Annotated in this window: 15 protein-coding genes; 2 read left to right on the forward strand and 13 right to left on the reverse strand. The window is 56.2% G+C overall.

All coding sequences use genetic code 11. From position 1 onward, the window contains the following. The first annotated feature begins 28 nt into the window (after positions 1 to 28). Positions 29 to 550 (forward strand): DUF4145 domain-containing protein, encoded by a 522-nt coding sequence (locus tag IC37_RS06435; protein WP_256580682.1) that lies wholly within the window; start codon positions 29 to 31, stop codon positions 548 to 550. Here the strand turns inward: IC37_RS06435 and IC37_RS06440 are convergent. The 5 genes from IC37_RS06440 to IC37_RS06460 are packed head-to-tail and all read right to left on the reverse strand — an operon-like array spanning position 531 to position 5,776. Next, positions 531 to 1,064 (reverse strand): phage baseplate assembly protein V, encoded by a 534-nt coding sequence (locus tag IC37_RS06440; RefSeq protein WP_030132021.1) that lies wholly within the window; start codon positions 1,062 to 1,064, stop codon positions 531 to 533. The genes IC37_RS06435 and IC37_RS06440 overlap by 20 nt on opposite strands. Next, a complete protein-coding gene (locus IC37_RS06445; protein WP_030132022.1) occupies positions 1,061 to 2,113 on the reverse strand; it encodes a phage late control D family protein in 1,053 nt (350 codons plus the stop codon). Before IC37_RS06445 ends, IC37_RS06440 begins: the two co-directional genes overlap by 4 nt. Then, positions 2,101 to 2,307 (reverse strand): tail protein X, encoded by a 207-nt coding sequence (locus IC37_RS06450; protein WP_030132023.1) that lies wholly within the window; start codon positions 2,305 to 2,307, stop codon positions 2,101 to 2,103. Before IC37_RS06450 ends, IC37_RS06445 begins: the two co-directional genes overlap by 13 nt. Beyond that, positions 2,307 to 3,188: a phage tail protein gene (locus tag IC37_RS06455; RefSeq protein WP_030132024.1), complete on the reverse strand. Its 882-nt coding sequence runs from the start codon at positions 3,186 to 3,188 to the stop codon at positions 2,307 to 2,309. Before IC37_RS06455 ends, IC37_RS06450 begins: the two co-directional genes overlap by 1 nt. Further along, positions 3,188 to 5,776: a phage tail tape measure protein gene (locus IC37_RS06460; protein WP_030132025.1), complete on the reverse strand. Its 2,589-nt coding sequence runs from the start codon at positions 5,774 to 5,776 to the stop codon at positions 3,188 to 3,190. Before IC37_RS06460 ends, IC37_RS06455 begins: the two co-directional genes overlap by 1 nt. 18 nt (positions 5,777 to 5,794) lie before the next feature. Here IC37_RS06460 and IC37_RS06465 point away from each other — a divergent pair, with 18 nt between their 5' ends. After that, the gene (locus tag IC37_RS06465) at positions 5,795 to 6,055 is read left to right on the forward strand and encodes a hypothetical protein (protein WP_030132026.1); all 261 of its coding nucleotides are present in this window, start codon (positions 5,795 to 5,797) and stop codon (positions 6,053 to 6,055) included. A gap of 59 nt (positions 6,056 to 6,114) precedes the next feature. Here the strand turns inward: IC37_RS06465 and IC37_RS06470 are convergent, their stop codons facing one another. The 8 genes from IC37_RS06470 to IC37_RS06505 form a co-directional block, all read right to left on the reverse strand. Continuing rightward, complete coding sequence (locus IC37_RS06470) at positions 6,115 to 6,429, reverse strand: phage tail assembly protein (protein WP_030132027.1); 315 nt, start codon at positions 6,427 to 6,429, stop codon at positions 6,115 to 6,117. Positions 6,430 to 6,597: 168 nt separating this feature from the next. Next, the gene (locus tag IC37_RS06475; RefSeq protein WP_030132028.1) at positions 6,598 to 6,957 is read right to left on the reverse strand and encodes a DUF6124 family protein; all 360 of its coding nucleotides are present in this window, start codon (positions 6,955 to 6,957) and stop codon (positions 6,598 to 6,600) included. 338 nt (positions 6,958 to 7,295) lie between these two features. Further along, on the reverse strand, positions 7,296 to 7,637 hold the full coding sequence (locus IC37_RS06480; RefSeq protein WP_030132029.1) for a hypothetical protein: 342 nt from the start codon (positions 7,635 to 7,637) through the stop codon (positions 7,296 to 7,298). Between the two features lie 229 nt (positions 7,638 to 7,866). Next, a complete protein-coding gene (locus IC37_RS06485) occupies positions 7,867 to 8,400 on the reverse strand; it encodes a hypothetical protein (RefSeq protein WP_030132030.1) in 534 nt (177 codons plus the stop codon). Between the two features lie 384 nt (positions 8,401 to 8,784). Continuing rightward, positions 8,785 to 9,762, reverse strand: a complete 978-nt coding sequence (locus IC37_RS06490; RefSeq protein ID WP_051414884.1) for a hypothetical protein — start codon at positions 9,760 to 9,762, stop codon at positions 8,785 to 8,787. 2 nt (positions 9,763 to 9,764) lie between these two features. Continuing rightward, positions 9,765 to 10,427 (reverse strand): TauD/TfdA family dioxygenase, encoded by a 663-nt coding sequence (locus IC37_RS30885; RefSeq protein ID WP_030132032.1) that lies wholly within the window; start codon positions 10,425 to 10,427, stop codon positions 9,765 to 9,767. A 95-nt stretch (positions 10,428 to 10,522) separates the two neighbouring features. Beyond that, positions 10,523 to 11,281, reverse strand: coding sequence for a hypothetical protein (locus IC37_RS06500; RefSeq protein WP_030132033.1), 759 nt, complete (start codon positions 11,279 to 11,281; stop codon positions 10,523 to 10,525). A gap of 38 nt (positions 11,282 to 11,319) precedes the next feature. Further along, on the reverse strand, positions 11,320 to 12,261 hold the full coding sequence (locus IC37_RS06505; RefSeq protein WP_051414885.1) for an SMEK domain-containing protein: 942 nt from the start codon (positions 12,259 to 12,261) through the stop codon (positions 11,320 to 11,322). Between the last annotated feature and the right edge of the window lie 508 nt (positions 12,262 to 12,769).

The raw sequence follows: 12,769 nt of genomic DNA on the forward strand, positions 1-12,769 counted from the left end.
CGGCCATTGCGGTCAAAACAGTCTATGGTTGAACACTACCGAAAAGGACTTTGAAGATGAGCCGCCCGTTACTGGTCGATTGATCTTACCTTCAACCGCAGCCGCGCCTGTCGCTCATGTCGACCTTCCACCAGACTGCAAAGTGGATTTTGAAGAAGCTCGCGAGATTTCTAGTCGATCTCCTCGAGGAGCTGCAGCGTTACTTCGGTTGTGCCTTCAAAAGCTATGCATGGAGTTAGGTGGCAAGGGAAAAAAGGTTGATGACGACATTGGTATGTTGGTGCGTGCTGGCCTCAACCCAAAAATCCAGCAAGCCTTTGACGTAGTCCGAATCACTGGAAATCATGCAGTGCATCCCGGAGAAATATCTCTAGAGGAGAATCCTGATCACGTCACGGTGATGTTTGAGATGATCAATCTCATTGTCGAAGAGCTGATCAGCCGTCCTAAACAAATAGAAGAACGTTTCAATAGCCTGCCGACAGGTGCTCTTGATGCAATATCTAGGCGCGATGCCCCGAAGCTTTTATCTAATGGTGGTGGTGATTAGAGTTTCCACCGACGTCCATGATTACCCCTGTCGCATTCACATTTCCGTTCACCTGCAGGTCACCGTTCAAGGTGACCTGCAGGATGTTCAACGTCGCCGAAGGTGACTTCACCACCACCGGCCCACCCGACTCAACCGTGATGTTGCGCCCGCACTTCACAATCAAAGCCCCCACACAATCCAGCGTCATCACCCCGGCCGCACGGTCGTAGGTCGATACCGTCCCGTCGCTAAACCGCACATAGTCCGTGTCCTCATCCACTATCGGTGGCGGTTCGGCGGTTGAGTAGATGCCGCCCAGATATACGCCGCCCACGCCATCCGCATCGAGCAGCACCGCCACTTGTTCACGCAGTTCGGGCATGAGCGGCCGGCGTTTTGTGCCCTGGGTGTTGTGTTGGGGCACGTTGAGCCAATAGGTCTGGAGGCCGTCGCGGTCATCCAGGTGGACGCGGATGCGGCAGCTGGGGTAGTCGATGGCGCTGACTTCGCCGTAGGCCAGGTCGATGGTCATGGGGTTTGCTCTGAGTTGGTGGTGCGGACGCGGCACACGTGTTTGTCGACGGTGTAGCCGCCGGTGCGGGTGATGCGGTGTTGGGATGAGGTGATGAGGTAGTGGCCGCCGAGTTGGCCGGCGGCGGCCAGGGTGATGACGTTGCCGCTGAGCAGATTTGGGCGGCCCATGGCGGTCCAGCTGCCGGTGGTGCGTTCGCGGTTGGCTTTGACCAGTTCGGCTTTGACTTTTGCTTTGGATTCTTCGGTCGAGGCGCTGCGTTTGCGGCTTTTTTGGGTGTCGCCACTGGTGGTGGTTTTGCTGATGCTGCTGGGTACGGCGACGGTTTCGCCGTTCTCGATTTTGTAGGTGAGCAGTTGCTTGTTGGCGGGGTCTTTGTGTTTGAGCTCGATGGCCTGGGGCACGGTTCTGATTTGGTCGCGCAAGTTCACGTGGCTTAAGTCCTGGAGTATGAGCGTTGCCACTGGCGCGGCGTTGACCAACTCGCTGATGGCGTGGAAGACCAGGCGCTGGCCGGTGATCTTGAAGGCGTAGTCGTACTCGGCGGCGAGGTTGCGCAGGAAGGTCAGGTCGGCGTCTTGCTGGGTCAGGCGGTCGAGTGGGACGGGCTGGATGTTGCCGATCAGTTGTAGGCCCTGGCGCGTGGCGATCTGTTGGGCGATGGCGGCCAGCGTGGTGTTTTCGTAGGCGTGGTGTTGTGTGGTGCGCAGCGCCGCTTTGATGCCGGTGGCCAGGCCATGGAGGGTGATGGTTGAGGGCGGGCAGTTGAGTTCGACTTCGTCGATTTCGAATCGGCCGAGGGCACGCAGGGGCTGACCTTCCCAACCGATGGACAGGGCCAAGCTGTCGCCGTGGCCTGGGTACCATTGATCGCGCCATTGACCTTGAGTGTCTTCGAGCTCGACCGCCAGGCTGTCGGCCTGGCCGGTGAGGTAGTCGGTGTAGGACAAGGACAGCAGGTGCTGGCTGACGTTGCGGGTGATGTTGCGCTGCTGGTAGGTGAGTACGAAGCGCGCGTGGGGCACCTGTTGGGGAATCATCGCATCCATGGCGGCAGGTCTTCTGTGGTGGGCAGTGGTTGCAATACGGGGATGGCGAGTGTCAATCCGGCGGGCAATGTGGCGCTGATGGGGACATGGGGGTTGGCCTGAACGATCGGCAAATAGCGGTGGGCGTCGCCGTAATAACGCCAGGCCAGTTGGTCCCAACGTTCGCCTTCGGTGGTGATATGGGCGATGAACATCAGGCCCTCCGGGTCAAGACGTGCGCGGCCAAGCCGGCCAATCGGGTGTTGGCACCGTCCATTGCACTGACGGCTTGGTCGAGGGCGTGGCGGGAGGTGGAAAAGCGATCGACGATGTTGCCTAGGTCGACGGGGTTCAGGCTGGCGCGTGCGCCCATGACGCTGCCCAGTACCTGCTCACCCAAACGTGATAAATCTGAGCCATTGTCGAGCAGCTTTGCGATGTCGGCTAACCCTTGCAACGGCTCGATGGCCCGCGCCGTGATGCCGAGTAACTGCGGCACTTGGCCAAAAATCATGACGGCGTTACCGCTCTTGACCGTGTGGTAAAGGTTTTGGCCGGCCTTGAGCATGTTGGCCGCGGTTTTCGCATGGGCGATCACCTGTTGCGTGGCGCTGGGCGATGGCATCAGGCGCGAGATCAAGCCTGGCGAACCGCTGGTGGCTGCTGACGTACCGCTTAGGGCTGTGTCGAGTAAACCGGGGTGAACGACTTTACGCGTAAAGGCGCCGTTGTATTCCGCAAGGCTGAGCTGCACGGTGGCCGCTTTGATTTGCCCAGTGGCCGTGGCACGCCGCAGGGTGTTGCTGATGGTTTTAATGACATAGGCACCCAGGTATTCACCACTGCCCATGACGAAGGCCAACGGTTGGTGTTGGCTTTTGGCCTGGTGCAATGCGCGCAGCCTTTCTTCGGGATCGCCAAGCACCGGGTGTAACTCGATGGTCAGGTTGCATTCATCCAAGCCTTCGCCCATCCATTCCAATAATGGCTTGCCTTGGATGCGCGCATGCTCGGCCCAGTCGGCTGAGCCGCTGTGTTCCATGCCGCTGATGCCGCCCGCGACGGTGAATTCGATGTCGCCCAGGATCGCAAACATTAGGTCATCCCCTCCTCAGCGGGGCCGTAACTGCGGCGGTGTTTGTCGTGCAGGTAGCGCTCCATCAAGCGCACCCATTCGGCATAACTGGCGTGCAGGCCTTGGTTGATCTGGTCCATGCCGGCACCGGCAGGCAAATTGATCTGAGGCGAGAAATGGAAGGTCATTTGGCTCGCGGATTCTGCGGCACCTGCGGCTGACCTTCCGCCAGCGGCGCCCATCCTGCTGGCCTTGGATACCTCTGCTGGATTGGGCGGTGCCATGTCGACTGCGCTTTGTGCGGCGATGCCCAACGCCGCCTGACGGACCAGGCCAGACTGGGCGCTGATGCCGAGGGCCGCGCCTTCGCTGATGTTGGCGCCGTAACCGATGAAGACCCGGCTGGGGGACTGGATGCCGAGGGTTTCGGTAAACCACCCCTTAACGGAAGACCCGATGCCCACGACGCTGTCTTTGAGGGCGCCGGCCATGTTGCTGATGCCGTTGACCAGCCCCGTGATGAGCAGGCCGCCGAACTCGGTGAACGTGCCCGGCAGCTCGACGCCGAAGTAATTCATGACACCGGCAAAGGCTCGATAGAACCAGCCGACCGGAGAGAAATTGATGATCAACCCCGCGATGCCGGACAGACCACCACTGAAGCCGGTTTTCACCTCGTCCCACAGACCGGTGAAGAACGTTTTTATCGGCGCCCAGTGCCGGTAAATCAAATACGCCGCCAGTGCGATGCCGGTAATCAGTAAGCCAATAGGATTCATCATCAAGGCTCTGCCGAGCCAGAGAATGGCCTGCCCAGCGAGCTTCAGCCCGAACAACAATGTGCCGCCCAACACCTTGCCCAAGAATAAGCCGCCGCGAGCGATCACCCTCAGCGGGCTACCCAAGGCCCGCGTCATACCGCGCAGGAATAACCCGCTGTATTTCGCCACCGTGAGCAACCCGCCGCCGATACGCGTTAACCCGGTAATCAGGGGCGTAAATTTGCCCATCTGCCACAGACTGCGCAGCAAGGTGAATTTGGCGGACAGCATGGTGACGGTGGTGGTCATGGCCACGAACGGCGCCAAGATCAGGTTGACGCCGTACGCCACGCCAATGAAGGCCATTTTCCCGAGCAGCAGACCGCCCACCAACCCAATGACACCCCGGATCAATTCCGGGTGCTCGCCTGCCCAAGCGGAGAACGAGCGCATGAGCGGGACGACGGCGCGGCTGACGTCGACAATGGCAGGCAGCAGCGCGTTACCGACCGAGATGCCGATGTCGGCGAGGTTGACGCGCAGTTCTTTCAATTGCTCTTTGGAACTGCCCATCCGTTTGGCCCAATCATCATCGAGCACGCCTTTATCCGCTGCCGCCTTACTGCCTTGCTTGATACCGCCAAGGTCTTGCTGGTTGGCTAATGCCGGCCTAACAAAGGACAGCACTTGCTGGTCGGCGAACAGCTCGCCCAGTTTGTAGGCTTCGTCCAGCCGGGCCAGTGCCGTCTGCCGCTCTTGCTCATCCTTGATGTCCAGCGCCTTGCCATACGCTGCCGCGGCGGCCGGGGCTTTGGTGCCCAAGTGGGCGGTCAGGATTTTGATCATCGACTCGACGGGTGAAAGCCCTTCGCTGACCAGGTTTTTCATGCTGCCTTTGAGATCGATACCGGCCTTCTCAAATGACTTGAGCGTCTCGGGTGCGGTGATTTTTGAAAGGAAGTTTTTGAAGTTGTTGGCGGCCTCGTCATTACTGCCGGCGCCACGGCGGGCGATTTGTAAGGACGCGCCAATCTCTGCCACCGCTCGCTCCCCGGTGATGCCCAAGGCGGCAAACTGGGGCGTTAATTGCGGTAGCCACTTGGCCATGTCGGCGAGTTCGAACTGACCACTTTTGCCGGCGAACGCCAACATGTTCATGGACCGTTCAAGACCCTCGGCGCCAATGCCCAGGTTGTCGTTGAGGGCGATGGCCACCGAACCCAAATTCTCCATGCTGGCGCGGGTGGCGGTGGCTGTTTTGGCCATGACGGGGGCGTAGGCGGCCAGCTCTTTTGCGCTGGCAATGCCACCCGCAATCAGTATGGCGGTGCCGTTGGCGACCTCGGTTTGGGTCTGGTTCCACTTCAATGCGGCGCCGCGCATCACCTGGCTGAGGCGGGTTTCTTCTGCTTCGTCGAAGCCGCCGGTGATGGCGACGTCGCGGGTCTGGTCCTGAAAGTCGATGGCGGTTTTCATCGACTGAAAAACCGGTACGCCCAACGCCGCGCCAGTGCCGGCCACTTCCATGGCCTGGCCGCGCAGGTCGCCGCGTTGGGTTTTGAGGGCATTACCGCGGGCGATGCTGGCGGTAAGGCGGTCTTGTTTGACCTTGAGCTGATCAAGGGTGCGGCCCACCGCATCGTACTGCCGGCGCAGGCGCTCGACACCGGTGCCGCCACGCACCAGGGATGCTGACAGTTCGTTGCCCATCAGCTGCTGCTTGGTCGTGAGGCCATTGATGGCGCGGCCCAGTTGCTGCACGGTCGATTTGGCCGACCCGAAGGCGGCGTTCAGGCTGCCGGAGACAACTGCTCCAATTTTTAACCCGACGAGGACTTCGTTAGCCATAGTTGCTACGCTTTGGGCATGTTTGAAAAAGCCGCTTTACGCACTGCCAAGATCCTCTATGCACTGGCCATTGGCGCCGGTGTGATCTGGCTTGCCTGGTTGTGCCTGGTTCACTTGCCGTTGTGGGCGGCGGTGCTGGTGTTTTGTTTAGCGCTGCCACTGCTGGCCTTGGCTGCCGCCCCTGTTGCCGCGGGCGGCGCGTTGTTGGCCGGGTTGGGTATGGGGCTAGTCAGGCTGATCAGCTACGGGCTTGCTCGTCGAGTTCGAGTCGACGATTGATTTCGCGCTGACACACGTCTACCCAGCGCCAATACTCGACCATGTCGAGCCGGGCGATTTCAGACGGCTGCATTCGCAGCACCAGCAATAACGCCTCGTCCCAGGACTGCAGCAACGTCGCCTGCGGCTGCCATTTCCCGCAACACCTCGGTGGCTAATTTGGAATCGGCAATGTCGAACTCGCCGAGGTCTTCCAGGGTGATGCCCAGCATCTTGGCCACGAGCATGTCTTCCATCACGCCTTCGTCTTTGGTCGCTGCCTGCGCGGCGCTGATGTCTTTGCGTTTGAGGCGCGTGATTGGCCGTTGGGTGACCATGTCACCGTTGGCGCTTTTGAAGGGAAATTTGAGGGTGAAGCTGAGTGGGTCGGCCATCGTTGGTGCTCCAGGTGGGTTGCTGTTGAAGAGCCCTGAGCATCGCACTTGGCCGTGGTGCAGACTTTTAATCGACTTTAAAGAGACAGCACTTTTATGCGACCCCTTCGCGGTGCAACGATCAAAGCCCTTTACCGAGGGACAAACCCCCGGTAAAGGGCTGAGTAATTACTTAGGTGGCACGAAGTTATCCAGCATTCGATTCACCGCCAGTTCAGCCAGCATGATGACTTGCTGAAGCGCCAGCAGGGTATTGCGCTGGGTGCCCTCCACCAATGCAGCAATGTCACTGGCCATGACACTGGCCGAAGCCAAGTTCTCACACGTTTGAACCAGCAAGGCTTCATCGCCGACATCCGGCGCAATCATGTACATGGTGCTGGGTTTGCGGGGGGTGTTCTTGAGCGCTGCCGGGTTGAGGTAGAAATTGAGGGCGCGCTCGGCGGCTTCATGAAATTTTTTTGAATCGTCAGATTCGTACGGGGATGCCGGATCGGTGTCTGGCGGGTTGGGTGTTACTTTGAACATAGATGAAGCTCCAACTTGCAATATTGAGGAGCCATCACCCTCGCTACCAAACGAAGGGTGGCGGCCATACGTGGGTTGGTAGACCGGTCGAAGTTGGAAAAACCCGGCGCTCACAATGGAGCCCCACGCATGACCACCATAAAAGCAGAGTCCCGAAAAGAGACTGCATAAGGTGTTGCCATGCGACTTCGTAGCGGGCTACCAAACCCGATCACTGTTTTGCAGTGACCGGCAAACGATATAGCCCGCCCCACAGCCGCACAAGCCAGCGGATTCTGGTGCACGCGTAGGTAACGACGCAAGGTGTTGTAGTCGTTAGGACGTAACAGCGGGTGTCTTTAAACACGCATCGTTAAACGTGTGAGCGCTTTCAAAAAAACGAGGAAGCGCCTGACAATTTTGGGGTTGTGTTGCGGCGCGGCCGCACCTGTCGCCCGCTCAAAGTCATGCAGGACGCGCGCGGCGGCGTGGTTTTTTGAATCGAGGATTTGGTAGGAGGATGCCGGATCGGTCACCGGCGGATGGATAGGACGCTGAACGCTGCGTCGGTCCTTTTGAATGAGCCGTGCAGAGTTGAAAAAGGATGGCAACTGTACGCAGGTAATGGAGTCGTAGGGGAGCTTCGCAATACCGACTTGCCCGAGGGCACACTGTGTACAGTCACCATCAACATTAGGCATGGAGCTGCCTTTCCCGTCAAAAGAGGCACATGCAACTTAACGTGCCGCGGGCTGCTCCGCCCGGTCACTGCGGCGGTGACGGGAGATAAGATACCGGCGACCGCTTGGCGAAACAGCCGGCCGATTCTGTGGCGGGTGTAGGCAATGGCGTTGGGTGTTGTAGCCTCACGAAGTCATACAGCGTTGCACCAAGCACGTTCTTCCAAGGCGATTCACCTTGTCTTTACGCCTAGTTCAACTTCTGAGCTTCCAGTTTCGCCAGGAAGTCTCGAATATTGTTCTGTACGGCGCGATTGACTGATTCCTTGAGGCGGACGACACCCGCGAAGGCGTAGCCTGGAGGGACGATGCCCTGGGTGATGATCGTTTCTTCGAGCAAGGTTTCGCCCGTTTTGCGATTTACCAGCAGGTACTTTGCGGAAGCATCAGTCACCATGGTCACGCCAGCTGCCGGCGGATCCAGCTCCTGGATTTTGACGAAAAGATTCACTTTTTTTGTCGACTCGTCGTCGAACACTGAGCTCTTGTTAATGGCTTCTACTACTGCCCTTTCCCAGAGTTCGGGAATGCCTTCACCATCGGACGGTACATTTCCTGTTTGCTCATTGGGGGCAGCGAAGGAAACGGATACTGCACGAAGGTCCGCGTCCACTTTGTGAGTCGAGGGCGAAATACTTGGAACGGAGAAATTCAGCGGGGGTACAGATGTGCAGCCGCTTAGCAAAGCGACCAGCAATGTACTGACTGCGATCCTTGAGCGCATCCTTGTTTCCTTTCTGAAAATGAGTTGAGGCGGGAAAAGCATAGTAGGCGTTAGCCAAAGTCGCCTTTGTCCCTTGCTAAACGGCAGCAAGAGCTGTCGTTTAGCTCACTTTTTTGCCAAAATAACTCAAACAGCTTTGATCGAGGGTAATTCTCAGAGTTGTCTCTGGTGGAGCTGTCCCTTCGAGAGGCACTACAACCTAATGTGCCACGGGCTGCTCCGCCCGGTCCCTGCAGCGGTGACAGGAGACAAGATAGCGGCGAGCCCTTGGCGAAACAGCCGGCCCGATTCTGTAGCGGGTGTAGGCAATGACGTTGGGTAATAGCGAGCTTAGAAAAGCTCGCTCGGTACAACTACGTTTGCAACTAGACCACCACAAAGGGTTCAGTCATTCCCATATTCCGGCTCGTACTCCATTTCTCGTTCGCTTTCTTCGGAGTAATCGTCGGAAAGTTCAGCTTCGTGCAACGCCTCCTCACCCTCAAGATGTAGTTGGCAGGTGGGGCAATAGAACTCCATTGGGGAGAAGTACTCATTGACCGTTTCGTAGCCCGAACTGAAGTCTTGATCAATCACTTCCTCATCAGCTCGATCGCCCCCTAGGAAGCCTGTGCAGGCACATGCAGGGCAGATTTGTTCCCAGTGGTGGTCCAAGTGATAACGGAAATTTTCGAGGTATGAGAAGCTGTTGAAGCTTTTTGCTACAGTCTGAAGTGCCTCCTGTTCCTTCTTGGTGTGGTCTTTGACAAACGTCGCCTTCGCATCAGCAATTCTCTGTCGCGCCGCTTGGGCCTTAATGTCACGAAAGTGTCGTAACAATTCCAAAGGAATTTGAGACTCGGCGCCTACCCAAGCCTCTAGATCCAGCCCCATTGAAATTAAGATAAGTTGCGCGGCGCTCCAAAATTCGCCTTCCCATGCGTCCAATGGCATTCCGGAAAATGCTGCCTGACCTGAATGAAGTTCGGCGTTTCGGCGAGCTGATATGCGCTTGCAAGCCTCGGCATTGGGTGTGCCGAAATTCGGAACTGTATGCTTAAGCCGGGCGAAAACGACGTTAGCATCAACCGTTCTTACTACCGTGTTGGTATTGAATCCGCACGCTTCAAGAAGGCTGTTTGGGTTGACGGCATCGACGACAAGGCTGGGATGGATTTTTGCGAGCGACGCCTTTGCTAACAGCTCCAAAGCCAAGGCGGCCCACATCTGGAAAACCTCATGATCTCCGCCGTCTTTGGCTTTCAGCGCGCGATGTACAAAAACTCGGGATTTCACAAAAAGTGCGTCTGCGGACAGCGCCACGGGCTCATGCTTGCCTGGTGTCGACTTCGATTGCTTGTCCATCTTTTCCATGTCGTTCATCGTCACTCCATTACCGTTGTGCGAAGAAGATAGCGGGCACTGTCTTGCTCGGCATTCGTACGCCGATGCAGGCATCGCCAGTTGTCGATTATTGCGATTAGTCCAGGCGCCCATGCAATTTGGTCCGAGACCGAGGTGCCTTCGTCCTCTATCGCTCCCTGCAGGTACTGCGCGGTTGAGTCCAGAGGCGACATGCAGCCCGGATCATAGCGATAGTACGACTGTAGCGGACTTGTGGCCGTCGCGTAGAAACTATGGGCGCCATTACACACCCTGAAATTTGCTTGCCGTGCCGCCTGGCTATTCAGCGCAAGGCTTTGGCGGGCATCCCAGATAATGGTCGCTGCCGTGTTTGCTGAAGCTTGCGCGCAAGCTAGGACCAGGTAACGGGGAGGAACTGACCAATGTGCGCCATCGGTGTGCCACGGAAATAACCCAGTACCATAAAGTGCACTTAGGGATCTCGGCTTCGCCGCGTTGGCGCTAGTGGGTCGAAGATGATCTACAAGATCGCCTCCCTTACGGCTAGCCCGAGGCGATCCCAGCTGCCGGGCTATGCCGACAACCAGATCCTGTAGGGTATCCACTGTTGAGCTGGGGGCGGTGAGCACAGCCCAACCGTTTGTGATCAGCTTTTCTTCCGCGCTCTCAAGCTGCTCGTGCATTTATGACTTCCTGTGGACTTCATTGACACTGATCCAATGCGATAGCTGGTCAATACGAATGCAAATGTCTAGATCAGTGTAGAAGTCATGATCGGCTATGCAGGATTAATTTTCAGTGGATTTCGCTTAGAGAGCTGTTGGCACGCAACGTAGAAAAACGCAAGGCTGCTCGACTCGGCAGTTGAGTTAGGGGACATCCAAGATACATGGGCCTTGAATGCTGAAATCAGGCACAAAAAATCGATCGCGGCGATGGATTTGTAAAAATTGATCGGCTTGCCATAGTCTTCGTCGGCGTATGCGCCGTGAAGAATTCCGTGCCGATTTGTCATATCTGGGTGTGGATATTTTTCTGACCCAATGTACATATTCCCTTCAGTAAAATCCGAGAAGGAATCCATCATTGAGACCAGTTCGCCCACGGCCCCTTTGCTGTTCTGAATGGCGTCGCGTTTGCAATCATCAGCAAGAGCTTTAAATCCAGGCCGAATATTTCCGAAGGTCACCCCACGATCGGCTGCAATCCTTTTAGCGGCACCCTCTATCACCGGCATCAGGCCGGCTACAGCGACGTGATCAAGCCCCATGAAGTGCGCTTGAACGGCCTCAGAGATGATTACCTTGTAATCCTGAATGAACGGAGTGATTGGGTATCGCTCTGTGACCATGGCCGCCAAATTAGCTGGGGAATATGCGAGTGCTAGCACCTTTTCCAGATCATCTTGAGTGAATAATGTACCTTTCCTATGAATATCCGCACACACAGCGCTCAAAAAACCCATGGTTATATAGGGCGGTATGAACCACCCAACGCCACCCAGCGTCGATCGGAAATGCTCTAGAGACCCTTGCATACCCATCCTCAAGTTTTCTGTTGGCAGGCACCTATGTGCTAGCTGACATTTAGTAACGGGGCGAGATTGTACTGCGCGCCAATTGAGTTGAATTCAGCGTTAATTAAATTCCGATGCGAATCAAAGGTTTTTGCAGTTTGCGACAACCGGAAATTACAGACGTTGTCTATCAAATTGATCTCCCCGCTCTGGACATGAGTCCGAAACAGAAGCCGCAGTGCGCGCAGTTGGTTGTAGAGAATATTGAGTTGATCAATAAGTGTTGGGTCTTGGTACTTGAATCGCGGTTTCGTCACGAGCTGCCCATCTGACCGCCCAGTGTTGATTGTCTCAATAAGGCCAGTGATCGTATCCCCAAACGCCCGATAGTCGCTCTCCAAGTGCCATGGATCCTGCAAAGCTGGCCGATCCATGCGGTCCCGAATATCGGAAAGTGCGTCAGCATCGGTCTTGTCCAAGATGGATATGGCGGTATGGTCATAGCTGATCTCGCTCTCTATAAGGGCAAGGATGGCCTGGAGCTCCGAAGTCGTCTTTTTTTCGATGTCTTGCATCAACGATTTATTATCGATGACGTCGGCACGACCATCGAAGACCACTCCGCTAGGCACGGTTACAGTGCTATACGTGCCTGTTCGTTTTCCAATCAACAGAATTTTGAGGGATTTGTAGGTCGTCCCCAGTCCGTGCTTTACAAATTTATCCAGAGTCTTTTGGATCTTCGGCGCTCGGCGATCCGAGGTAACCTGGACCGCCAGACTAATGTTTTGGTCTGCTAGGTCGATTGCGGCGGCGTTTAACTGACTATGGTTAAGGTTGACAAGATTGTACCCATAGACCTGATTGAGCAACCGCTGGAAGAAATGTTCTGCTGCGATATTGAGGTCAAAAAAGTGCATAGTCCCGAGGACCTCTATGGATGCGCTTAGATGAGTGATGTGGAGGGTGATCTCCTTGATCAGTTGTCCGTGTTTCAACATGGCATTCCTAAAGTGGTAGACAGAAGTCAGCAAGCGGGGTTTAGTACAAGCGGGGTCGATGCTGCATCGGTCGGCGACCTCAGGTAGAGCACCATCGCGATCTTGCCCCTTGCAGAAAGGGTAGCATGCCCCGCGTTGAAGGCTCATAGGGGTCAATTTCAGAGGGGCCACAGTCCCGAGAAAAAACCGTTTAAAGTCGGGTTTTCATCCATTCAGGAAGATAGATAATGCCTAGGCCAGTAATTCCAAACATGAGGTTGTGGCCGCGTAATTTGAGCACAAGACAACGCGGTGGCTTATCCACTTCTCAATATGGTGGTATGTCAACATCACAGTATGGAGGTATGTCTAGTTCACAGTACGGGGGCATGTCCACTTCTCAATATGGAGGAATGTCTACCTCACAGTACGGAGGTCTCTCCACATCACGGTACGGCGGTCTCTCAACCGGCGTTTTTCAAGGTAGTTGTCGCGTCAACCGTCCAGCTATGCCGCTCTTTTCTCGTCC

Source organism: Pseudomonas sp. QTF5 (genome assembly GCF_000512695.2).
Classification (GTDB): domain Bacteria; phylum Pseudomonadota; class Gammaproteobacteria; order Pseudomonadales; family Pseudomonadaceae; genus Aquipseudomonas.